Source organism: Amycolatopsis sp. NPDC058278, assembly GCF_042881395.1.
Classification (GTDB): Bacteria; Actinomycetota; Actinomycetes; order Mycobacteriales; family Pseudonocardiaceae; genus Amycolatopsis.
In genome coordinates, this window is the sequence record NZ_JBHVXZ010000128.1 from 1 (window position 1) to 21,915 (window position 21,915).

At 71.9% G+C, this 21,915-nt stretch carries 24 protein-coding genes and 1 riboswitch; of the genes, 7 read left to right on the forward strand and 17 right to left on the reverse strand.

The features are described 5' to 3' along the window. Window positions 1-1,424, forward strand: a 1,424-nt coding sequence (locus tag ACFVYA_RS40945; protein ID WP_387052841.1) for a hypothetical protein, incomplete at its 5' end; no start/stop codon positions are given. 3 nt (window positions 1,425-1,427) lie between these two features. On the opposite strand, the gene ACFVYA_RS40950 is transcribed toward ACFVYA_RS40945, so the two are convergent. Together ACFVYA_RS40950 and ACFVYA_RS40955 are read right to left on the reverse strand one after the other, a co-directional pair. After that, complete coding sequence (locus ACFVYA_RS40950; RefSeq protein ID WP_387052842.1) at window positions 1,428-2,207, reverse strand: aldo/keto reductase; 780 nt, start codon at window positions 2,205-2,207, stop codon at window positions 1,428-1,430. Between the two features lie 40 nt (window positions 2,208-2,247). Beyond that, window positions 2,248-3,042, reverse strand: coding sequence for a helix-turn-helix domain-containing protein (locus tag ACFVYA_RS40955; protein ID WP_285993842.1), 795 nt, complete (start codon window positions 3,040-3,042; stop codon window positions 2,248-2,250). A gap of 170 nt (window positions 3,043-3,212) precedes the next feature. On the opposite strand from ACFVYA_RS40955, the gene ACFVYA_RS40960 reads away from it, so the two are divergent. Further along, complete coding sequence (locus ACFVYA_RS40960; RefSeq protein ID WP_387052844.1) at window positions 3,213-3,572, forward strand: nuclear transport factor 2 family protein; 360 nt, start codon at window positions 3,213-3,215, stop codon at window positions 3,570-3,572. A 38-nt stretch (window positions 3,573-3,610) separates the two neighbouring features. Here the strand turns inward: ACFVYA_RS40960 and ACFVYA_RS40965 are convergent, their stop codons facing one another. After that, a complete protein-coding gene (locus ACFVYA_RS40965) occupies window positions 3,611-4,765 on the reverse strand; it encodes an NAD-dependent epimerase/dehydratase family protein (protein WP_387052846.1) in 1,155 nt (384 codons plus the stop codon). Window positions 4,766-4,904: 139 nt separating this feature from the next. On the opposite strand from ACFVYA_RS40965, the gene ACFVYA_RS40970 reads away from it, so the two are divergent. Continuing rightward, window positions 4,905-5,396: a GtrA family protein gene (locus ACFVYA_RS40970; protein ID WP_387052848.1), complete on the forward strand. Its 492-nt coding sequence runs from the start codon at window positions 4,905-4,907 to the stop codon at window positions 5,394-5,396. Here ACFVYA_RS40970 and ACFVYA_RS40975 read toward each other — a convergent pair. Next, complete coding sequence (locus ACFVYA_RS40975; RefSeq protein WP_387052850.1) at window positions 5,326-7,500, reverse strand: glycosyltransferase family 2 protein; 2,175 nt, start codon at window positions 7,498-7,500, stop codon at window positions 5,326-5,328. The genes ACFVYA_RS40970 and ACFVYA_RS40975 overlap by 71 nt on opposite strands. After that, complete coding sequence (locus tag ACFVYA_RS40980) at window positions 7,497-8,432, reverse strand: NAD-dependent epimerase/dehydratase family protein (RefSeq protein WP_387052851.1); 936 nt, start codon at window positions 8,430-8,432, stop codon at window positions 7,497-7,499. The genes ACFVYA_RS40975 and ACFVYA_RS40980 overlap by 4 nt, the downstream gene beginning before the upstream one ends. On the opposite strand from ACFVYA_RS40980, the gene ACFVYA_RS40985 reads away from it, so the two are divergent. Next, window positions 8,431-8,640, forward strand: a complete 210-nt coding sequence (locus ACFVYA_RS40985) for a hypothetical protein (RefSeq protein WP_387052853.1) — start codon at window positions 8,431-8,433, stop codon at window positions 8,638-8,640. The genes ACFVYA_RS40980 and ACFVYA_RS40985 overlap by 2 nt on opposite strands. A gap of 114 nt (window positions 8,641-8,754) precedes the next feature. Here the strand turns inward: ACFVYA_RS40985 and gcvP are convergent, their stop codons facing one another. Together gcvP and ACFVYA_RS40995 are read right to left on the reverse strand one after the other, a co-directional pair. Beyond that, window positions 8,755-11,649: an aminomethyl-transferring glycine dehydrogenase gene (gene gcvP, locus ACFVYA_RS40990; RefSeq protein WP_387052855.1), complete on the reverse strand. Its 2,895-nt coding sequence runs from the start codon at window positions 11,647-11,649 to the stop codon at window positions 8,755-8,757. A 174-nt stretch (window positions 11,650-11,823) separates the two neighbouring features. Continuing rightward, window positions 11,824-11,922: riboswitch (glycine riboswitch) on the reverse strand. 42 nt (window positions 11,923-11,964) lie between these two features. Further along, window positions 11,965-12,543 carry a MerR family transcriptional regulator gene (locus tag ACFVYA_RS40995; protein WP_020638353.1) on the reverse strand — a complete coding sequence of 193 codons (579 nt, stop codon included), beginning with the start codon at window positions 12,541-12,543 and terminating at the stop codon, window positions 11,965-11,967. Between the two features lie 280 nt (window positions 12,544-12,823). On the opposite strand from ACFVYA_RS40995, the gene ACFVYA_RS41000 reads away from it, so the two are divergent. Then, window positions 12,824-13,456, forward strand: a complete 633-nt coding sequence (locus ACFVYA_RS41000; protein WP_285992136.1) for a TetR/AcrR family transcriptional regulator — start codon at window positions 12,824-12,826, stop codon at window positions 13,454-13,456. Here the strand turns inward: ACFVYA_RS41000 and trxA are convergent. From trxA to ACFVYA_RS41040, 8 genes are all read right to left on the reverse strand, one after another. After that, entirely contained in the window at window positions 13,437-13,772 is a 336-nt protein-coding gene (trxA, locus tag ACFVYA_RS41005) for a thioredoxin (RefSeq protein WP_387052858.1), read from the reverse strand. The genes ACFVYA_RS41000 and trxA overlap by 20 nt on opposite strands. 12 nt (window positions 13,773-13,784) lie before the next feature. After that, window positions 13,785-14,180: a MerR family transcriptional regulator gene (locus tag ACFVYA_RS41010; RefSeq protein ID WP_285992138.1), complete on the reverse strand. Its 396-nt coding sequence runs from the start codon at window positions 14,178-14,180 to the stop codon at window positions 13,785-13,787. A 182-nt stretch (window positions 14,181-14,362) separates the two neighbouring features. Further along, window positions 14,363-14,836: a bifunctional nuclease family protein gene (locus ACFVYA_RS41015; RefSeq protein WP_004559569.1), complete on the reverse strand. Its 474-nt coding sequence runs from the start codon at window positions 14,834-14,836 to the stop codon at window positions 14,363-14,365. Between the two features lie 216 nt (window positions 14,837-15,052). Then, entirely contained in the window at window positions 15,053-15,799 is a 747-nt protein-coding gene (locus tag ACFVYA_RS41020; protein WP_387052861.1) for a MerR family transcriptional regulator, read from the reverse strand. After that, window positions 15,796-16,260 (reverse strand): glycogen accumulation regulator GarA, encoded by a 465-nt coding sequence (gene garA / locus ACFVYA_RS41025; RefSeq protein ID WP_387052863.1) that lies wholly within the window; start codon window positions 16,258-16,260, stop codon window positions 15,796-15,798. Before garA ends, ACFVYA_RS41020 begins: the two co-directional genes overlap by 4 nt. Window positions 16,261-16,396: 136 nt before the next feature. Beyond that, window positions 16,397-16,783, reverse strand: coding sequence for a glycine cleavage system protein GcvH (gene gcvH, locus ACFVYA_RS41030; RefSeq protein WP_013226819.1), 387 nt, complete (start codon window positions 16,781-16,783; stop codon window positions 16,397-16,399). Window positions 16,784-16,876: 93 nt separating this feature from the next. Then, window positions 16,877-17,494, reverse strand: coding sequence for a CDP-alcohol phosphatidyltransferase family protein (locus ACFVYA_RS41035; protein ID WP_387052866.1), 618 nt, complete (start codon window positions 17,492-17,494; stop codon window positions 16,877-16,879). Between the two features lie 312 nt (window positions 17,495-17,806). Continuing rightward, window positions 17,807-18,019, reverse strand: coding sequence for a hypothetical protein (locus tag ACFVYA_RS41040; RefSeq protein WP_013226821.1), 213 nt, complete (start codon window positions 18,017-18,019; stop codon window positions 17,807-17,809). A gap of 300 nt (window positions 18,020-18,319) precedes the next feature. On the opposite strand from ACFVYA_RS41040, the gene ACFVYA_RS41045 reads away from it, so the two are divergent. Together ACFVYA_RS41045 and ACFVYA_RS41050 are read left to right on the forward strand one after the other, a co-directional pair. Continuing rightward, window positions 18,320-18,823 (forward strand): hypothetical protein, encoded by a 504-nt coding sequence (locus tag ACFVYA_RS41045; RefSeq protein ID WP_387052868.1) that lies wholly within the window; start codon window positions 18,320-18,322, stop codon window positions 18,821-18,823. Between the two features lie 31 nt (window positions 18,824-18,854). Further along, on the forward strand, window positions 18,855-19,250 hold the full coding sequence (locus ACFVYA_RS41050; protein ID WP_387052870.1) for a hypothetical protein: 396 nt from the start codon (window positions 18,855-18,857) through the stop codon (window positions 19,248-19,250). A 4-nt stretch (window positions 19,251-19,254) separates the two neighbouring features. On the opposite strand, the gene ACFVYA_RS41055 is transcribed toward ACFVYA_RS41050, so the two are convergent. Then, window positions 19,255-20,958: an AMP-binding protein gene (locus tag ACFVYA_RS41055; RefSeq protein ID WP_387052872.1), complete on the reverse strand. Its 1,704-nt coding sequence runs from the start codon at window positions 20,956-20,958 to the stop codon at window positions 19,255-19,257. Window positions 20,959-20,972: 14 nt separating this feature from the next. Then, a complete protein-coding gene (locus ACFVYA_RS41060; RefSeq protein WP_285992143.1) occupies window positions 20,973-21,815 on the reverse strand; it encodes a crotonase/enoyl-CoA hydratase family protein in 843 nt (280 codons plus the stop codon). Window positions 21,816-21,915: the final 100 nt, after the last annotated feature.

Here is a 21,915-nt window from a genome sequence, read left to right on the forward strand (position 1 = left end):
CCTCGGGCGCCTACCCGGTTGCCAACGCCGAAACCGCCCCCGGCCGCCGCGGCGATGCCTCCGGCGCTCACCCCGCCGCCAGCGAAACCGCCCCCGGCCGCGGTGGCATCTCCGGCGCTCACCCCGCCGCCGACAGCGAAACTTCCACCGGCCGCCGTGGCGACACCTCCGGCGCTTACCCCGCCGCCCCCAGCGAAACCGCCCCCGGTCGCCGCGGCGACGCCTCCGGTGGCCACTCCGCCGCCGACAGCGAAACCACCGCCGCTTACGCCACCACCGGGAGCACCGGCACCCCCGCCCGCTCGCGCCGCAAGGGCGGCGGCCGCTCGGCCCCGGACCGCATCGAAGCACCCGGCTCCGGCCGATCCACCCGGGCTTCCCGCCGGGCCGGAGCCTCCGGTGCCCACCCGATCGCCGACCCCGCCGGAGCGCCCGGCGCCAACCTCGCCGCGCCCGGCGCCACCCCCGCCGTCCCAGCCGGTGCGCCCGGCGCCTTCCCCGCCGGGTCCCCCGCTCCCCGCTCGCGCCGCAAGGGCGGCAAAGCCGCCGACCGCCACCCCGAGTCGGCCGCCGAACGGACCGAGGTCATCGGCCGGCCGGACGACGACCTCGCCGCCCGCGGCGAAGCGCCCGGGACCGCCCGCACCCTCGACCGGGGCGACGACACCGGCGCCCGGGCCCCCGAGCGCGGCGAAAGCACCGAGCGCGGGGACAACACCGGCCCCGACCGTGCCGGCCGCAGCGACAGCACCGGCCCCCACCGGGCGGGCCGCGGCGAGGGCACCGGTTCGCACCGGATCGTCGGCAAGAGCGACGCCACCGGATCGCACCGCATCGTCGGGAAGAAGGCTCCGCGCCGCCGGATCGCCGGCTGGCCGATCGCCTGTTTCGTGCTCGCCGTCCTCATCGGGCTCGGCATCGTCGGCTGGAACTGGGCCGACAACGAGCTCAACAGCCGCGCCGAGGCGCAGGCCGCCAGCTGCGACGGCGGTACCTCGCACATGCGGATCGTCGTGACCCCGAGCGTGCAGAAGCCCGTCACCGCCGCGGCCGAGCGGTGGAACCAGGCCGCCACCGTCGTCCACGGGCAGTGCGTGCACGTCATGATCGAAGCCAAGGCGTCGGCGCAGGTGCTCGACGCGCTGGTCGGCCGGGCGAAGATGGACTCCATCGGCGGGCTCCCGGCCGCGTGGCTGCCCGAATCGTCGTACTGGGTCAGCGAGCTCACCACCAAGAAGCCGGAGATGATCGGCTCGCCCGCCCAGTCGGTGGCGAACGCGCGCTCGGCGGACTACCCGTTCATCGGGCTCGCCGGCCCGGGCATCGACGACACCGCGCTGCGCGCCGCCCAGACCTTCCGCGAGTACTTGGAGCAGCCCGCCCAGCAGGCCGACTTCGCCGCGGCGGGCATCAAGTCCACCTAGCCGCTAGACGCGCGTGCCGTTGTCGAGCTCGGCCACCACGGCGACGTCGTCGTCGGCCAGCTCGAAGTCGAAGATCCCGAAGTTCTCCCGGATCCGGGTGGTGGTGGCCGACGCCGCCACCGCGACCGTGCCGTTCTGCAGGTGCCACCGGAGCACGATCTGGGCCGGGGTCTTGCCGTACTTGGCGGCCAGCGCGGTGACCGTCTCGTCCGACAGCAGCGCGGCGTTCGCGGCCGGGCTGGCGGCGGCCGTGACGATGCCGCGCTCGCCGTGGAACTCGCGCAGGGCGAGCTGCTGCAGCCACGGGTGCAGCTCGACCTGGTTCACCACCGGTACCGAGCCGGTCGCGTCGATGAGCCGGCTCAGCTCGGACACCCCGAACCCGGCGACGCCGACCGCGCGGACCCGCCCGTCGGCGCGCAGCCGGCTCAGCGCGCGCCAGGTGTCGGTGAACGCGCCCTTCGTGCCGTCCAGCAGGCACAGGTCGGCCCGCTCGAGCCGGAGCGCCTCCAGTGCCTGGTCGGCGGCCCGGCGGGCGGTGTCATAGCCCTGGGCGGGCACGTGGACGCTGACGAAGAGGTCCTCGCGGGGCACCTCGGCCGCGGCGAGCACCGCACCCACCGCCGTCTCGGTGCCCGGGGCCGTGTCGATGCCGCGGTAACCGGTGTCGAGGGCGATGCGGACGGCCCGGCCGGTTTCGGCCGGGGACAGGCCGGCGACACCGAACAACAGCTGGGGGATGCGGACTCCGACGGACAGGGCGAGCGAAGGCGGGACGGCCATCAACCGGTGATCCTCACTTCGGATGCTGCGCGGACCCCCATCATCCCACCCGGGCGGCCCGCTCGCGCAGATACGCCGCCGTCGCCGGGTCGGCCGGGAAGAACGACTCGATCACCAGTTCCGCCACGGTGACGTCCAGCGGGGTGCCGAACGTGGCGACCGTGCTGAAGAACGTGAGGTCGGTGCCGTCGTGGCGGAATTCGAGCGGCACGAAGATGTCACCCGGCCCGGGGACCTCCACCTCGGGCACGGGCTGGTCGCAGGGGTACCCGCGCAGCTCGTCCAGGAGCTCGGCGAGGCCCGCGTCCGCGGTCTGGGTCACCTGCCGCCGCAGCCGGCCGAGCAGGTGGGCACGCCACTCCCCCAGGTTGCGGATGTGCGGGGCCATGCCGTCGGGGTGCAGCGTGGCGCGCAGGACGTTGGTGGTCAGCCCGGCCGGGATCCCGGCGACGAAGAGGCCGGTGGCGGCATTGGCGTCGACGAGGTCCCAGTTCCGGTCGACGACGGCCGCCGGGTACGGCTCGTGGCCGGACAGGAGCTGCCGCACGGCCCGGCGGACGGCGTCCATCCCGGGGTCCCCCAGCGCGCTCTCGGTGTACGCGGGCGCGTACCCGGCGGCGAGCAGCAGCCGGTTGCGCTCCCGCAGCGGGACGTCGAGGTGCTCGCCGAGCCGCAGCACCATGTCCCGGCTCGGCTTGGACCGCCCGGTTTCCACGAAGCTGAGGTGGCGGGTGGAGATGTCCGCCGAGATCGCCAGGTCGAGCTGGCTGATCCGGCGCCGGTCCCGCCATTCCCGCAGCAGCTCCCCGACGGGCCGCTGCCGCGTCTGCACCATAGTCGTCACGCGAGCGACGCTACGGCGATCACGGAGCCGCCGCCATTACCCCCGGGGTAATGGCCCGGCATTACCTCTCGCGTAATCGACGGGCCGCCGCTCGTCCGCCAAAGTCGGTCTCAGCGCAGGACGACGGCGAATCCGTTGTCCCCCAGGGAAAGGAACCACCCATGACCGACGTCCGCACCATCGTCGAGCAGTACATCGCCGTCTGGAACGAGACCGACGCCGACAAGCGGCGCGCCCTCGTCGCCGACGTCTTCACCGCCGACGCCGGCTACACCGACCCGCTCGGCGCCGTCACCGGCCACGACGGGATCGACCAGTTCGTCGCCGGGGCGCAGCAGCAGTTCGGCGGGCTCACCTTCAGCCTGCCGGCCGACCCCGACGCCCACCACGACCTCGCGCGCTTCCAGTGGTACCTCGGCACCCCCGGCGCCGAGCCGGTCGCGATCGGCTTCGACGTCGTCGAACTCGAAGGCGGGAAGATCGCGAAGGTGCACGGGTTCCTGGACAAGCTGCCCGGCTGAAAACCGTGGGGGCTCCCCGGCGGGAGCCCCCACGACCGCTAGGCCTTCAGCGCGCCCCGCCAGCGGACGGTCGGGCGGAGCTTCTCCGGGTTCACCCGGTGCTTGTTGGCGCCCACGATGTCGAACATCGACTCGATGAGCGTGTCCGACAGCAGGTGCGGCCGAAGCCCGAGCCCGACCAGCCCGGTGTGCTTCACGTTGTAGTAGTGCTCCGGCGCCTCGGTGCGCGGGTTCTCCAGCTGCTCGATCTGGACCGGGCCGGGGAACCGGTCGGCGACCAGCTCGGCGATGCCCGCCACCGGCATGCTTTCGGTCATCTGGTTGAACACGCGGAACTCCCCCGGCGCGGCCGGGTGCTCGACGGCCAGGCGGATGCACTCCACGGTGTCGCGGATGTCGATCAGGCCGCGGGTCTGGGCGCCCTTGCCGTACACCGTCAGCGGCTGGCCGAGCACGGCCTGGATGACGAACCGGTTGAGCACCGTGCCGAACACCGCGTCGTAGTCGAAGCGGGTCGCCAGGCGCGGGTCCAGTGCCGTCTGCGGTGTCTGCTGGCCGTACACGATGCCCTGGTTGAGGTCCGTGGCGCGCAGGCCCCACGCGCGGCAGGTGAATTCGATGTTGTGGGAATCGTGGACCTTGGTCAGGTGGTAGAAGGAACCCGGCCGTTTCGGGAACAGCACGCGGTCGGAGCGGCCGTTGTGCTCGAGCTCCAGCCAGCCTTCTTCGATGTCGATGTTCGGCGTGCCGTATTCGCCCATCGTGCCCAGTTTGACCAGGTGGATCGCCGGGTCGATCTCGGCGATCGCATAGAGGAGGTTCAACGTCCCGACGACATTGTTGTGCTGGGTGTAGACCGCGTGTTCACGGTCGATCATGGAATACGGTGCCGACCGTTGCTCGGCGTAGTGGACGACGGCGTCCGGCGCGAAGTCACGCACCGCTCCGAACAGGAACTCGGCGTCGAGGAGGTCACCTTCGTAGCTGGTGATCGCCCGGCCCGAGACCTCGCGCCAGGTGGCGATGCGGTCGGCGAGGGATTCGATCGGAACCAGGCTTTCGACACCGAGTTCGGCGTCGTAGCCGCGCCGCGCGAAATTGTCGAGAACGGCCACCTCGTGACCTTTGTCCGATAAGTGCAACGCGGTCGGCCAGCCCAGATATCCGTCACCGCCGAGAACCAGCACACGCATTGTGCCGCCCTTCCTGCTCGTTTACGCCACACGAACGCTATAGATCACGTGCTGATGAAGACCTGGCAATGAGCTGTGAATCTCCTATGCGTAGGGGGGTCGGACGGCGGCGCGGCCGGCCCGCGGGGAGGATGGGGGCATGACGACCGTAACCAACGGCGTGCGGCCCCGCACAGCGGAGAAGACCCGCGGCTGGGCCCGGCTGGCGCGCGCCGCCACGACGTCCGTCGCGGCCACGGTCCTCAGCCAGGTCGTCCTGCTGGCCGTCCTCGCCGCCGGCGGGGTCCCGGCGCTGGCGAGCACGCTGGCCTGGGCGGCCGGGGCGGTGCTGAACTTCCTGGTCACGCGGCGCTGGGTGTGGGGCCGCACCGGGCGGCCGCGCGTGCGGCGCGAGCTGCTGCCCTACCTCGCGGTGATCGGGCTCGGCGGGCTGGCGTCGATCGGCCTGACCACCCTCGCCGGCTCGCTGCTGACCCCGCTGGGCCTGCCGCACTTCTGGTGGGTCGTGCTCGTCGACGGGGCGTACGTCGCCAGCTACGCGCTGGTGTTCGCCGTCAAGTTCACGCTGCTCGACCGGTTCGTGTTCGGCCGCGGCGCAGCACGTACCCCCGCCACCACGTCCCGGTCATGACCCGGGCGTAGTTGGCGCCGTAGACCAGGCTGCCGCCCTTCTTGCTCTTGCCTGCCTTGCGCAGCCGCATGCTCATCGGCAGCTCGACGACGCGGGCGCCGCGGGCGGTGACGCCGAGCAGCAGCTCCGACGACTGGTACTGCGGCTCGCGCAGCGGGACCGAGCAGGCCAGCTCCGCCCGCATCGCGCGGAAGCCGAACGACGTGTCGGTGATCCGCCGCCCGGTCAGCACCGACGCCAGCACCGCGAACACCCGCACGCCGAGCCACCGGACGCGGCTGTCGGCTTCCTCGTGCCCGAGCCGCCGGGACCCGGTGACGAAGTCCGCGGTGCCGTCGACGACCGGACGCACCAGTGTTTCGAGTTCGCTGTTGTCGTACTGGCCGTCGGCATCGGTCGTCACGATGTACTCGGCACCGGCGTCCGCCGCGAGGTGGTAGCCCAGCCGCAGCGCGGCGCCCTGGCCGCGGTTGCGGGGCGCGACGCACACGTACGCGCCGTGCGCCTCCGCGATCGCGGCCGTGTCGTCGGTCCCGCCGTCGACGACGACGAGGACGTCCACCCGCATGCCGAGGCACTCGTCCGGCATCTTCTCCAGGACTTCGCCGATGCCGCCGGCTTCGTTGTAGGCGGCGATGACGACGGTCAGCGGCGCCAGGGCCGGCTCGGGGTGCCGGCCGCGGAAGTCGTCGAGGGCACCGGAATCAACGTCGTCGGGGAAGGCGGCGAGCCGTTTCCGGCTCGCCGAGGTCAGCGTGGTGAAGCCGAGCGCCCCGGCGACGGGCAGCAGCACGAGCGCCGGGATCTGGTAGCGCCAGGAGAACTGGAACACCGCCGAGGCGAACAGCAGGAGGAGCCCGCTCGACGCCGCGAGCAGCGCCCCCGCCCGGGCCCGGTCCAGGGGCTTCCTGCGCCGGACCACCGTCAGCAGGCCCAGCAGCGCACCGATGCCGAGCGCTCCGCCCGAGATGTACCCGCCGTCGAGCTGGTAGTCGCGGAGGATCTTGGCCAGTGGCGCCTCGACGCTCGCGACGACACCGTCGTTCTGCAGCGTGACCAGGTCGATCAGGGACTGGTCGGCCCACTGCGGGTAGCTCAGCTGGAACTGCCACCGGTCCAGGGGGACGTCGGTCGGGCCCTGCTCCCGCGTCCAGGCGAAGCTCTTCGCGAAGTCGTCCAGGATCGCTTCGGCGACGTCGCCGGACTGCTCCTTCAGGACGTCGACGGCGAACTCGTGGGCCAGGGCCGCCTTGTCCGCGCCGGGGGGCAGCGGGCCCGGCCAGTTCGGGTCGAGGTCGGCGTGGGTGTAGTTGTCGACGAGCCGCTTTTCGCGGGGCTCGGCCGGGCAGAACACCCGCAGCACCGGGTCGAGGTGGAGGTTCGCGCAGTCGGCGACGGCGGCGGTCCGGCCGTAGAGCATGTTCCCCGACGGTCCGCTCAGTCCCCACTTCCCGGTTTCCGCGTGCACCCGCGCCGAGTACGGCACGAGCACGGCGAGCAGGCCCAAAAGACCCACGCCGGCCCGGCGCCAGCCCGCCCACTGCCGCCACGCTCCCCCGGCGGCGACGAGGAAGACCAGCAGCGGAACGACCAGGGAGATCCCGATCAGCCGCGTCAGCACGCCGAAACCGAGCAGCAGGCCCGCCGCGCCGGCGCGCTTCCAGCCCGGCGTGCCCCGGCCGAGCAGCAGCCAGAGCAGGCCGAGGAGGACGGCCTCGAACGTCACCTCGGACATGATGTTCTGCTCGATCTGCAGCTGGTAGGCGTCGAGCAGCACCGGGGCCGCGGCGAGCGCGGCGACCCACGGCCGGCCGCCGAGGCGCAGGACCAGTGCGTACACGCCGATCGCGATGAGCACCCCGCCGGCGTGCTGCACCGCCGCGACCCAGGCGAGCCCGCCGACGGCCAGGAGCGGCCGCAGCACCAGGTCGTAGCCGATCGGGTCGAGCTGGTCGGCACGCAGCGCGTGCAGGTTGTCGATGTAGCGGAACGAATCGATGAACAGCAGCGCGGGCCGGTAGGCCAGCCAGGTCAGCACCCGGAGCGTGATCGCCGGGACGAGGAGCAGCAGGAGCAGCCAGTGGCGGCGGAGAAACCCGCTCACGGCGTCTTGAGGCCGGAGAAGTACTTCCACGCCGTGGCCAGGCCGTCGGTGAGGGAGACCTCGGGCCGGTAGCCGATGGTCTCCGCGCTCGCCGAGACGTCGACGACGACCGCGGGCATTTCCCCGGCCGGTGCCGCGACGTGGTCGACCGGCAGTGCGGCGCCGGTCACCTCACGCACGGCTTCGACCATCTCCAGCACGGACACCGAGCGCCCGGCGCCGACGATCGCGCGGCCCGAGTAGCCGCTGTCGAGGGCCAGCAGGACCGCGCGGACGACGTCGTCGACGTGCACGAGGTCGCGGCGCTGGCGGCCGTCGCCGTAGACCCGGACGCCGGTGCCGGTCAGCGCGGCCCGCATCATCCGCGGCACGAAACTGTCCTTGTGGGACATCCCCGGGCCGTAGACGTTGGTGAACCGCAACGCACACGTCGTCATGCCGTACGCCCCGGCGTAGCCCGAGAGCAGCATTTCGCACGCCGCCTTGGTGGCGCCGTACGGCGTCAGCGGGCGCAGCGGCAGGTCCGGGGTGATGGTCGCGGTGCCCACGTCGCCGATCACCGCGTTGGTCGAGGCGAGCAGGAACTTCGGCACCTCGCGGCGGCGCGCGAGTTCGAGGAGTTCCTGGGTGACCAGGACGTTGTCGGCGAAGGTGTCCTCGGGCAGCTCGACCGACTTCAGCACCGACGTCAGCGCGGCGAGGTGCACGATGCCCGCGGTCCCGCCGGTCACGGCCTGCTCGCGGACGGCGGCTTCGCGGAGGTCGCCGGTCACCACGTGCACGCCGTCGCGGTCTTCGGGGAACGGCACCCGGTCCACGACGGTGACCGGAACGCCCCGGTCGCGCAGGGCGCGCACGACAGCCCGGCCGATGAAGCCGCTGCCGCCGGTCACGACCACGGACGTCCGATCAGGACCGGTCCCACTCACCATGGGCGTCAACCTACCCGGCGTTCCTGTGCGCCCGCAGTGCGCGTACGCAGAACTGCGCACGGCCGCCGGGCCCACGCTCAACCGCTCCCGGCCCGGCTTTCCCGCGCGGGACCGCGAGCTGGTCGGCCTGCTCGCACCGCACGTGGCGCAGGCGTTCGCCCGCGAGGAGCAGCCGCCGGTCCGGCCGGGGTGGCCCTCGCCGTGCTGACCGCGCGGGAAGTCGCCCGGCACCTGGGGATCAGTCCGCGGACGGTGCAGAAGCACCTTCAGCAGATCTACCGCGAGCTCGACCCGATCAGCCGCGCCGAGCTGAGGGTCCGCCTCACCCGCGGAGCGGGGAATCCGTGAAGGCCTCCGGTGGCGGGCAGGAGCAGACCAGGTTCCGGTCGCCCACCGCGCCGTCGATGCGGCGGACCGGCGGCCAGATCTTGGGCTCGCCCGGACCGGCCGGGAACACCGCCGTTTCGCGGCTGTACGGCCGGTTCCAGTCGCCCGCGACGCAGCGGGCCGTGTGCGGTGCCTGCCGCAGCGGCGAGTCTTCGAGGGGCCACTCCCCCGCCGCGACGCGGTCGATTTCGGCGCGGATCGCGATCATCGCCGCGCAGAAGCGGTCGAGTTCGGCCAGGTCTTCGCTCTCCGTCGGCTCCACCATCAGGGTGCCCGCGACCGGGAAGGACATCGTCGGCGCGTGCAGCCCGTAGTCCGCCAGCCGTTTCGCGACGTCGTCGACCGTGACGCCGGTGGCCTTCGTCAGCGGCCGGAGGTCGAGGATGCATTCGTGCGCGACGAGCCCTTCGCGGCCGGCGTAGAGCACCGGGTAGTGCTCGCCGAGGCGACGGGCGACGTAGTTGGCGTTCGCCACCGCCACCAGCGTCGCGCGGCGCAGGCCGGGAGCGCCCATCATCCGGACGTACGCCCAGGAAATCGGCAGGATCGACGCGCTGCCCCACGGCGCCGCGCTGACCGGGCCGACGCCGGTGGCCGGGCCCGCCGCCGGCTGCAGCGGGTGGTTCGGCAGGAACGGCGCCAGGTGCGCGCGGACCCCGATCGGGCCGACACCCGGCCCGCCGCCGCCGTGCGGGATGCAGAACGTCTTGTGCAGGTTGAGGTGCGAGACGTCGGCGCCGAAGCGGCCGTACTGGGCGACGCCGATCAGCGCGTTCAGGTTGGCGCCGTCGACGTACACCTGCCCGCCCGCGTCGTGCACCGCCGCGCACACCTCGCCGACGGTGTCTTCGTAGACGCCGTGCGTCGAGGGGTACGTGAGCATGATCGCGGCGAGGTCGGCCCGGTGTTCGTCCACTGTGGACTTCAGGTGGGCCAGGTCGATGTTGCCGCGCTCGTCGCAGCGGACGACGGCCACGCGCATGCCCGCCATCACCGCACTGGCCGCGTTCGTGCCGTGCGCGCTGGCCGGGATCAGGCAGACGTCTCGCGCGTGCTCGCCGCGGGAGCGGTGGTAGGCCCGGATGGCAAGCAGGCCGGCGAACTCGCCCTGGCTGCCGGCGTTGGGTTGCAGGGAAACCGCGTCGTAGCCGGTGATCCGGGCGAGCCAGGCGCTCAGGTCGGCGGCCACGGCCAGCAGCCCGGCGGCGTCTTCGGCCGGCGCGAACGGGTGCAGGCCGGCGAACTCCGGCCAGGTGACCGGCTCCATCTCCGCGGTGGCGTTGAGCTTCATGGTGCATGAGCCCAGCGGGATCATGCTGCGGTCGAGGGCGACGTCGGAGTCCGCCAGCCGCCGCAGGTAGCGCAGCATCGCGGTTTCCGAGCGGTGTGCGTGGAAAACCGGGTGCGTGAGGTAGTCGCTCGTGCGCCGCAGCGGCGCCGGAAGCGCGTCCGCGGTGTCCGCGTCGAGTCCGTCCACATCGGACACGGAGACGCCGAACGCCTTCCACACGCCGGAAAGCCGCTCGCGGGTGGTGGTTTCGTCGCAGGCGATGCCGACGTGGTCCGCGTCGATCCGGCGCAGCGAGATGCCGAGGTCTCGAGCGGCTGCAACGATGGTGTCCGCCCGGCCGGGCACCGCGGCGACGACCGTGTCGAAGAACTCGCCGTGCACGACGTCGACACCGCCCTCGGCGAGGCCGGCGGCCAGCACGGTGGCCATCCGGTGCGCCCGCAGCGCGATCGAACACAGCCCCTCGGGCCCGTGGTACACCGCGTACATCGAGGCCATCACCGCCGGCAGGACCTGCGCGGTGCAGATGTTCGACGTCGCCTTCTCGCGGCGGATGTGCTGCTCGCGGGTCTGCAGGGCGAGCCGGTAGGCGGGCGTGCCGTCGGCGTCCTTCGAGACGCCGACCAGCCGGCCGGGCAGCTGCCGCTCCAGGCCTCGGCGCACCGCCAGGTAGGCGGCGTGCGGGCCGCCGAAGCCGAGCGGGACGCCGAACCGCTGCGTCGAACCGACGGCGACGTCGGCGCCGAGCTCGCCGGGCGGCCGGAGCAGGGTGAGGGCGAGGGGGTCGGCGGCGACGATGACCGCCGCGCCGTGCTTCTTGGCCTCGCCGATGGTGCGGTCGAGCTCCCGGACCGCACCGGACGCGCCGGGACAGGACAGCAGCACGCCGAAGAAGTCGCCGCCGAGCCCCAGTCCGGTCAGCCCTTGGGAAAGGTCTTCGACGACCAGTTCGATGCCGAGGGGCTCGGCCCGGGTCCGCAGCACGGCGAGGGTCTGCGGCAGGGTGTCTTCGTCGACGACGAACCGGCGGGACATCGCTCGCCCGGCCCGGCGCACCAGCGTCATCGCCTCGGCGGCCGCGGTGGCCTCGTCGAGCAGGGACGCGTTGGCGACGGGGAGCCCGGTCAGGTCCGCGATCACGGTCTGGAAGTTGAGCAGCGCTTCGAGCCGTCCCTGGGAGATCTCGGGCTGGTAGGGCGTGTAGGCGGTGTACCAGGCCGGGTTCTCGAGCACGTTGCGCCGGATGACGGGCGGGGTGACGGTGTCGTGGTAGCCGAGCCCGATCATCGAAGCGGTCAGCCGGTTGCGGCCGGCCAGCTCACGAAGTTCGGCGAGCGCCTGCGCTTCACTCGCGGCGGGCGGCAGTTCGAGTGGCTCGGCGGACTCCCGCAGCGACGACGGCACGGCTCGTTCGGCGAGTTCGTCGAGGGAGGTGACGCCGATGACGTCGAGGATGTGGCGGAGTTCGTCCGGGCCGGGCCCGATGTGCCGGTCGGCGAAGGGAAGGCCCTGTTCCAGGGAGGCGAGTGACGGATCCACGAGACCTCCTGGGGACAGCGGGGGTGGACCGGGACGGCGATGTCCTGGTCCTCCCCACTCTGTCCGTACCTCCCGGAGGAGGCGCCTGAGAGTTTCGCCCGCGTGGTTGAACCGGGCTTGCACCGTCGGCGGGGCCATCAGGCTGTGTCCTGACGACCCGCTTTCCAGAGGCGTCTCGTCCGCGCGGTCCAGGGTGCCTGAGAGGTTCCGGGGAGGACTTGCTCCTTCGGCGCCGAGCTCAAGGTGTGACTCGGACTCTCCCGCGCGGATTCGTCGACCGCACGGTGAACCTTACTCTGCCTGCCGCAGCGGTGATCAACCGGTCTTGCGGGCGTTGCGGCGCTGGGTGAGTTCGTCCGGTTCGTGCGTCTCGACGATGCCGCCGTCGGCGCGTTCGGCTTGGAACTCGTGGATGGTGCCGCTGATCTCCTGCATCGCGCCGCTGACGGCGATGCCGAAGACGCCCTGGCCGCCTTGGAGCAGGTCGACGATCTCCTCCGGCGAGGTGCACTCGTACACCGTGGTGCCGTCGGAGAACAGTGTCACCCGGGCCAGGTCGCGGACGCCGCGGAGGCGCAGGTGGTCGACCGCGACGCGGATGTTCTGGAGTGAGACGCCGGTGTCCAGGAGCCGCTTGACGACCTTGAGGACCAGGATGTCCTTGAAGGAGTACAGCCGCTGCGAGCCGGAGCCGTGCGCGGTGCGGATGCTGGGCGCGACCAGTTTGGTCCGGGCCCAGTAGTCGAGCTGGCGGTAGGTGATCCCGGCGATCTGGCACGCCGCCGGACCCCGGTAGCCCACCAGCTCGTCGGGCAGCGAATCGTCGGGGAACAGCTCCCCCTGCTCACCAGTCGCGACCTCGACAGGCTGCTTCTCGGAACCAGCCTCGACCACGCAAGCCTCCCCTCGCCCGACCTGGCGGCCGGCGAATGACAGCCGGAGGAGTCCCAGGAGTGGGACCCGCCGGAGATCAATCGCCACGGTCCGGCCCCAGACCGTGAATCACACCGTGGCGATTTACCTTCTTCGACGGTAAGCGCCCGGACAGTGCCGGTCAACGCGACGCGCGGCAAGCCTCAACGGTCGGCTGAGCCTTTGAGCCGTTCGCCGTACCCCCGACAGTGGCTCGTCAAACCCGGTGGACACTTTTTACTCAGTCAGGTAACTTTTACTCATGCAAGTAAACCCCGACCTCATGGCCGAACTGGGCCTCAGCGTCACCGAGGCCGCGCGCCGGGCGCAGATCATCGGCGCGACCATCGGCGTCCTGGCCGACCTCGGCTACCGCCGGACCACCTTCGCCAAGATCAAGGAGCGCGCCGGGCTCAGCAGCACCCGGCTGATCTCGTACCACTTCACGAACAAGGCCGGCCTGATGCAGGCCGTGCTCAGCACGGTCATCCAGACCAAGAGCGCGTTCCTCACCGAACGCACCGGCGGCGGCCTCGACCCGGCCGACCGGCCCGGCTACCTGCGGGCGCACATCGAGACGTCGATCGCGTTCCTGCGGGCCTACCCGGAGTGCGTCCGGGCGCTGACGGAGCTGGCCGCCAACGCCGACGACGCCGACGGCTGGGTGATGACGAAGGTGCTGGTCGACGACCTGCGCGTGCACGGCCTGGCCCGGCAGCTCAAGCAGGGCCAGGCCGAGGGCCTGTTCGGCGCCTTCACGCCCGAGGTGATGGCGATGTCGATCGCGCAGGCCATCGACGGCGTCGCCGCCGCCTACGCGGCCGACCCTTCGCTGGACCTCGAAACGTACGGGCGCGAAGTGGCGGACACGTTCGTCAAAGCGACGGCGCCTTGAGGACCCGGTCGAGCCGGTCTTCGATGCGGGCCTTCGGGAACGCGCCGACGATCGTCTCGACCGGCTCACCGCCGCGGAAGAGGATCATCGTCGGCAGCGACATGACCTGGTAGGAGCGGGTGGTCTCCGGGTTCTCGTCGGCGTTGATCTTGCGGACGGCGAGCTCGCCGGCGCGCTCGGTGGCCAGCTGCGCCAGCACCGGGCCGACCATCCGGCACGGGCCGCACCAGGTGGCCCAGAACTCGACGAGCACCGGGACGTCACTGCCGAGGACTTCGGCGAAAGTGGCGTCGGTGATGTCGGCAACTTCGGACATGGCAGGGCTCCTTCACGGGCGCGGGGATTCGGGCACGACACACGGATCGGGGGCCTGCCGGGCCAGGGCGGTGGCGAGTTTCGCGGCCAGCTCGCCGCGGATGCCGCCGAGCCGTGCGAGGAGCGCGTCGGCTTCTTCGAGCTTGCGGCGGTAGACCTCGATCGAACTCGCACAGGAGTCGCCGGTCTCGTGGCCGCTGCGCAGGCACTCGACGAACGGGCGGGTTTCGTCGAGGGTCAGGCCGACCGTCCGGAGGGTCTGGATCTCCTTGACGAGCTGGAGGTCGTCCTCGTCGTACTCGCGGTAGCCGTTCGCCGTGCGCCGGGCCTGCAGCAGGCCTTGGTCCTCGTAAAACCGCAGCGCACGGGTGGTGACACCCGTGCGCTGCGCAAGTTCTCCGATCCGCATGCCGTCGACGCTAGACGTTGACGTCCGCGTCAAGGCAAGTGAACCGCCTTACCGCGGGAGGAGCCGGGGGTCCGGGGGCGTGCCCCCGGGCGGGGCCTGGGGGTTGCACCCCCAGAAGACACGGCGAGGAGCTCAGGGCGAGCGCTTTCCGCGAGCACACCTCACCCAAGCTCCGAGCGCCCTCAGGTATCGGCTCCCCGGAAGTCTTCGGGCGACACGGAGTCGAGGAACTCGCGGAACTTCTCGACTTCGTCTTCCTGCTCGTCCGGGATGATGAGGCCGGCTTCCTCCAGCACCGAATCCACGGCGTGGATGGGGACGCCGATCCGCAGGGCCAGCGCGACCGAGTCGCTCGGCCGGGCGGACACCCGGATGTCGCCGTCGAACACGAGCTCCGCGAAGAACGTGCCCTCCTTCAGGTCGGTGATGACGACCTGCTCCAGCTCCCGGCCGAGCGCTCCGATGACCTCTTTCAGCAGGTCATGCGTGAGCGGGCGGGCGGGGCGGACCCCCTGCTGCTCCAAGGCGATGGCAGTGGCTTCGACCGAGCCGATCCAGATCGGCAGGTACCGTTCGCCCTCGGTCTCCCGCAGCAACAAGATCGGCTGATTCGCGGGCAGCTCGACCCGCACACCGACGACGCGCATTTCGCTCATCGGGCTTCGCCTCCCTCTCGTGCGCACGGGCTGCAGCGCTGAACCGGCTTCACGCCCATACTCCCGACGCTACCCGTCATCCGTGCGCTGTGCTCGCTGTCCGGACTCTCTCGGTTCGCCTGCCGCAAACCCGTGCCTTCACGGTACGGCATGCGGTGCCGAACATTCAGTCATTGACATGGGACCGCAAAGAGGATCTCACTGTCCCGTTATCGATCAACACCCGGAGACGCCGCGGATTCCGGCCTTGACGAGGAGCGTGTGCAGGGTCACGGACAGCGCCGCCAGCTCCCGCACCACCTCGTCGGCCCGGGCCTTGGCCTCCGGGTCGCGGTGCCGGTACACCGGCGTCACGATCTGCTCCAGCAGCCCGACCTCGCGGTCGGCCGCGGCGCGGAAGGCACGCAGGTGTCTCGGCTCGATCCCGAATTCGGTCATCGCCTTGACCGTCCGCGCGACCAGCACCGCGTCCGGGTCGAAGAACCCGGCGGGACCGGGCCGGACCAGGCCGTACTGCTGCAGCTCGGCCAGTGCCGGCGCGTCGATGCCGGCCTCCTCCAGGAGCTCCTCCTGGGTCAGGCGCAGCTCCTTGCCCGCGGTGAAGTCGTCCGCCACCGGCAGGCCGACGTTCTCCGCCGGTGCGTCGATCGGCACCAGCCGGCGCGGCGGGCGGGGCAGGGCCGCGGTGGGCCCGGCCCCCGAGTCCGCCGCGTCCAGCTGTTCCTTGATGACCTTCAACGGGAGGTAGTGGTCCCGCTGGGCGGCCAGGACGAACCTCAGTCGCTCCACGTCCGCCGCGGCGAACTGCCGGTAACCCGACGGCGTCCGGCCCGGCTGGACCAGGCCCTCCGCTTCGAGGAACCGGATCTTGGAGATGGTGACATCGGGGAAGTCGCCGCGCAGCTGCGCGAGGACCGCCCCGATGCTCAATCCGTGGTTCTGTGGCCGCCCGGCCGCCGTCACTGCGCCCCCTCGCCGGACAGCCCCGGGCCGGTCAGGAAGACCAGGCGGAACTTCCCGATCTGCACCTCGTCGCCGCCGGCGAGCACCGCCTGGTCGACCGGCTCGCGGTTGACGTAGGTGCCGTTGAGGCTGCCGACGTCGATGACGACGAACTCGCCGCCTTCACGCCGGAATTCGGCGTGCCGGCGGGAGACGGTGACGTCGTCGAGGAAGATGTCGCTGTCCGGGTGCCGCCCGGCGCTGGTGGTGTCGCGGTCGAGCAGGAACCGCGAACCCGCGTTCGGCCCGCGCTTCACGACCAGCAGGGCAGAACCCGCGGGCAGGGCGTCGACACCCTGGACCGGGGCTTCCGGGGCGGGCTCGCGGCCTTCGGCTTCGGCCAGGAAATCGGCCCGGAAGACAGAGGTCCGCTCCGGAGACTGCTCCGGGGGAACGCCGCCGGGCCCGTCGTTCGTGCTCACCTGAGCTCTCCTCCACACATGCTGTGTTGCCAGTACTCAAGAACGTGTAGCTGCCAACGTACCGTGCCTGATCGATTCTCCGAGCCCCGGCTCCCCGAACCGGCGCAGCGCTGGTCCGACCGGGTGGGCGCGGGGTTCAGCCCTTGGTCAGGGCGTCGTACGCCTCGGCTTCGAGCAGGGCTTCCAGGCCCGCCGGGTCGTCGAGCCGGATCTCGATCAGCCAGCCCTCGCCGTAGGGGTCGCTGTTGATCAGCTCGGGCGAGTCGGCGACGGCGTCGTTGACCGCGACGACCTCCCCGTCGACCGGCGCGAACAGCTCGGAGACGCTCTTGGTCGACTCGACCTCGCCGAAGACGTCGCCCGCGCTCACCTGCCTGCCGACGTCGGGCAGGTCGACGAACACGACGTCGCCGAGCTGGTCCTGCGCGTACTCGGTGATGCCGACGCGCACGAGGGTGTCCTCGCCGCGGGTGGCGACCCACTCGTGTTCCTCGGTGTAGCGAAGCTCTTCAGGAGCGGACACCGCCGGTCCCCTTTCATGCCCTCACTGGCGAAAAGTGTTGGGCGAAGTCTTACACCCACACGGCGCAGCCGCCCGCCACGACCCGGGGAAAGCTCATTCCGCTCCGGCGTCGCGCAGGGCGTTGCGCGCCTGCACGACGTAGAGCACGCCGGACCAGACGTAGAGGACGGCGCCCCAGATGGTGAAGGCGTAGCCGATCGGCCGCGCGACCGCGGCGACGTCCGAGCCGCCCTGCGCGAGCAGCAGGAACGGGAAGGCGTACATCAGGACGAAGGTGGCGCCCTTCCCGATGTAGGTGACCTCCGGCGGCGCGAAGCCGCGGCGGCGCAGGGTGACGACGCAGACCCCGAGCACGGCCTCCCGCAGGACCAGCGGGACGACGACCCACCACGGAATGATGTTGCGCACGAGGAAGGCGACGAGGGTGGCGAGGATGTAGAGCCGGTCGGCGGCGGGGTCGAGCAGCTGCCCGAGCCGGGACATCTGGTTGAGCCAGCGGGCGAGCTTGCCGTCGAGCCAGTCGGTCAGGGCGCTGAAGACGAGCAGGGCGAGCGCCCAGCCGTCTTCTTCCGGGCCGAGCAGCAGCCAGAGGAAGACGGGCACCCCGGCCAGCCGCAGCAGGGAGAGGATGTTGGGGACGTTCAGGGCCTGCCGCAGCAAAGACGGCTCGGCATCCGCCTGAGCGGCGGGTTCGGGGGCGGCTGTGCTCACCGGGCCATTAAACAGCGGCACGGGCCCGGGCCGCCCGGTGGTGCGGCACGGGAGCGTGCCGGCCGGCGGGGGCATCCCGGCTCGCGGACGGCGGATCGGCGGCGGGTGCGCACCACTCGATGCGGCGGCCCGGCGTGGCGCGGGCGCCTCTGCGGCCGGCGGCCCCTCCGGCTCGTACCCGCTGCCCGCCGGGCTCGAGGAGACGGCGCGGCGCCCGGCCGGGCCCCCGATCGTCCGGTGGCCGGCCCCGAGGCGCTCCGGCGCAGGTCGGGCGCGAAGCCGGGCCGCCCCCGCAGCCCGGCCCGGTCCGGGTCAGCTCGCGCGGCGGCGGTGGCTCCACCCGCGTCGCTGCAGCTCGGCGCTGGTCAGCGACTCCGGGCGGCCTCGGTAGTCGGTGCCCATCCAGCGGGCGCGGCCGGCTCGGCCCTCGAGGACGTACGGGCGGCCGCAGCACCAGACCACGGTGCTCGGGACGGTCGGCGGACTGGACGGGTCTTCGGTGCTGGTCACAGCGTCGGCGTTCATCGCTCTCACGGGTTCGGGACGGGGATTCGGGACGGGGAAGCCCTTCGGCCTCCACCAAGATCTTCGGCGCGCGCGGCCGGATTGTTAACCGTCGCGGCGCGAATTAGACCGATCGATTCTTGATGACAGCGGGAGGTTTCGGAGCGTGAACGGAATGTTAATCGTCCATTGTGGACACCATTCGGGAGGCCACCGGACCCGCCCGCCGACCCGCTGTTGTAATCTCCGGCACACCCGTGGGCGCGTCGCTCCACCGGGCCCAGGACGACCGCACCAGCCGGCCGGGGAGGAAGGATCGCGGTGCCCCACCCGACCACCACGAGGACGTGGCTCGTGGCCTGCCTCGCCCTGCCCGCGCTCGCCGCCTGTTCCGGCGACCCCGCCGCGCAGGCTCCCCCGGCCCCGCCGTCCGCCGCCGCCTCCTCGTCCGTGCCGACGTCGGCCGGCACCCCGCCGCCGCCACCGTCCCCCGGCGGCAGCGAGCCCGCGCCCGCCCCGGCGACCAAGCCGTCCGGGCCGCCGCCGTCGGTGCCCGGGTCGTGCGGCACCGTCAACGCCGCCAGCGGGCTCACCCTCTACGTCTTCGACAGCGGGTCCGCCGGGGTCAGCTGCGTCTCGGCGACGAAGCTGGTCGGCGACTTCCACCGCAAGATCGCCGGGCGCCAGGGCGCCGGCTCGAACGACGCGGTGAACGAGACCGTCGACGGCTGGCTGTGCACGTCGGGGCCGCCCGCCGCCCAGGGCGGCACCACCTGCACCAAGGGCGAGCAGACGGTCTTCGCCGCCGTCGTGCCGTCCGAATGACTCCGTTCCTCCTCACGCTCCTGAAGGGTCCATGAAGACACTCGCGTACCCCCTGCTGCTCGTCGCCGCGGCCGTCACGCTGGCCGGCTGCGGCAGTGACCCGGCGCCCGCCGCGCCTTCTTCGGAGGCGCCCGTGCCCGCCGCGGCCGCGGCGGCGGGGTCGACGGCCCCCGGCGTGCCGTGCGGCGACGTCACCGGTACGGGCGGCGCGAAGACGGCGGTCGTCGCGCACGGCAAGGTCGACTGCACCGCGGCGGCGAAGCTGCTGAAGGACTACTTCGCGAAGCTGACCCCGGCCGAGGCGAACGACGCCGACGGCCCGGGCCCGATCGTCCTCGACGAGTGGACGTGCGGCAGCGGCCCGAACGACCCGGTGACGGCGTGCTCGACCGAGGACGGCCGCCAGGTCGAGGGCACCCGCAGCTGAGCCGTCAGGACTTGAGGTCGGGGAAGTCCTCCTCGCGGTACTCCGTGCCCTCCGGCCGCTTCGGGTCGCTCTCGCGGCCCCGCAGCTCGACGCGGCGGATCTTGCCCGAGATCGTCTTCGGCAGCTCCGCGAACTCGAGCCGCCGGATCCGCTTGTACGGCGCCAGGTGCTCGCGGCAGTACGCCAAGATCGACCGCGCCGTCTCGGCGTCCGGTTCGAAGCCCGCCGCCAGCACGACGTACGCCTTGGGCACCGCCAGCCGGATCGGGTCGGGGGCCGGGACGACCGCCGCCTCGGCCACCGCCTCGTGCTCGATGAGGACGCTCTCCAGCTCGAACGGCGAAATGCGGTAGTCCGACGCCTTGAACACGTCGTCGGTGCGCCCGACGTAGGTGAGGTAGCCCCGTTCGTCGATCGAACCGACGTCACCGGTGTGGTAGAAGCCGCCGGCGAACGCGGCCGACGTGCGTTCGTCGTCGTCCGCGTAGCCGGTCATCAGGCCGACCGGGCGGTGGGCGAGGTCCAGGCAGATCTCGCCCTCCGTGGCGCGCTCGCCGCTGACCGGGTCGACCAGCGCGACCACGAAGCCGGGCAGCGGGCGCCCCATCGAGCCGGGCACGACGTCCTGGCCCGGCGTGTTCGCGATCTGGACGCTGCTTTCGGTCTGGCCGAAGCCGTCGCGGATGGTGACGCCCCACGACTTCCGGACCTGCTCGATCACCTCGGGGTTGAGCGGCTCCCCCGCCCCGACGACCTTCTTCGGCGGTGTCTTCAGCGCCGTCAGGTCGGCCTGGATGAGCATCCGCCACACGGTCGGCGGCGCGCAGAAGCTCGTCACGCCGCAGCGGTCCATCAGCGCCAGCAAGGCGCCCGCGTCGAACCGGCTGTAGTTGTAGAGGAACACCGTCGCCTCGGCGTTGAACGGCGCGAAGAAGTTGCTCCACGCGTGTTTCGCCCAGCCCGGCGAGGAGATGTTCAAGTGGACGTCGCCGGGCTCCAGCCCGATCCAGTACATCGTGGACAGGTGGCCCACCGGGTACGAGACGTGCGTGTGCTGCACCAGCTTCGGCTTCGCGGTCGTGCCGGAGGTGAAGTAGAGCAGCAGCGGGTCGGCGGCTTTCGTCGGGCCGTCCGGGGCGTACTCGGGCGACTCGGCGAACGCGGCCGAGTACGGCTGCCAGCCCTCGACCGGCTCCCCCACCGCGATCCGCGTGTAGCCGCCCTCGACGCCGTCGAACTTCGGCGCGTCCACCGAGCGGACCACGACGTGCTTGGCCGCGCCGCGCTCGACGCGGTCGGTCAGGTCGGCCGGGCCCAGCAGCGTCGACGCCGGGATGATCACGGCGCCGAGCTTGATGGCCGCGAGGATCGTCTCCCACAGCTCGCCCTGGTTGCCCAGCATCAGGATCAGCCGGTCGCCGCGGCGGACGCCGAGGCCGCGCAGCCAGTTGGCGACCTGGTTGGACCGCCCCGACAGCTCCGGGTACGTCCAGCGGTTCTCGCGGCCGTCCTCCTCGACGATCCACAGCGCGTCCCGCTCGGCGTTGTCCGGGTCGTGCGCGACGACGTCGAACCAGTCGATCGCCCAGTTGAACTCGTCGAACTCCGGCCAGGCGAAATCGCGGTACGCCGTGTCGTAGTCCTCGCGGTGGGTCTGCAGGTAGTCCCGCGCGACGCGGAACGCGTGGTGGACTTCCGAAGCGGTCACGCTGCCCTCCTCCGTCATTCGCCCTTGAACTCGGGCGGGCGGCGCTCCATGAAGGCCTGGACCGCCTCGCCGAGGTCCTTGCTGGGCAGGAACGCCGAGTTCCAGGCGGCGACGTACCGGAGGCCGTCGGCGACCTGGCGCTCGGTGTTCGCCGCCAGTACCTGCTTCGTACCCTGCACCACCAGCGGCGGGTTCGCAGCGATCTCGCCGGCGAGTTCGCGCGCGGCTTTCAGCAGGGCTTCCTGGTTCTCGTACACATCGTTGACCAGGCCGATCTTCTCGGCACGGGCGGCGTCGACGTCCTTGCCGGTGAGGGCGAGCTCCCGCAGGTGCCCCTCGCCGATGATGGAGGCGAGCCGCTGCAGGCTGCCGAGGTCGGCGACGATGGCGACCCGGACTTCGCGGACGCTGAACTTGGCGTCGGCGCCGGCCAGCCGGACGTCGGCCGCCGCGATGACGTCGACCCCGCCGCCGATGCACCAGCCGGACACGGCCGCGACGACCGGTTTGCGGCATTCCGCGATCGAGCTGACCGCCGCCTGCAGCGACCGGACCTGGTCGAGGAACGCCGTCCGCGGGCCGGCCAGGCTGTCCCCGCCCAGCATCGGCGCCCAGTCGCCCATCATCGCGGGCAGGTCGAGACCGTAGGAGAAGTGCTTGCCGCTGCCGGTCAGCACCACGGCCCTGACCTGCGGGTCGGCGTCGAGCGCGCGGAACACCAGGGGCAGCTCGCGCCAGAAGTCCGGGCCCATCGCGTTGCCTTTGGACGGGCCGAGGAGCGTCACTTCGGCCACAGGGCCGTCCACGTCGACCTTGAGGGACACGAGGTCGGGCAGACTGTCAGCAGTAGCGGTCATGGGGTCATCTTGACCCATGCCCGCGCGGACCCGCCATTGGCACCTTGTCAATTGATTCCCGACGTCACTGTGCCAACCTGGTCGGGGGATGCTTTCCTGA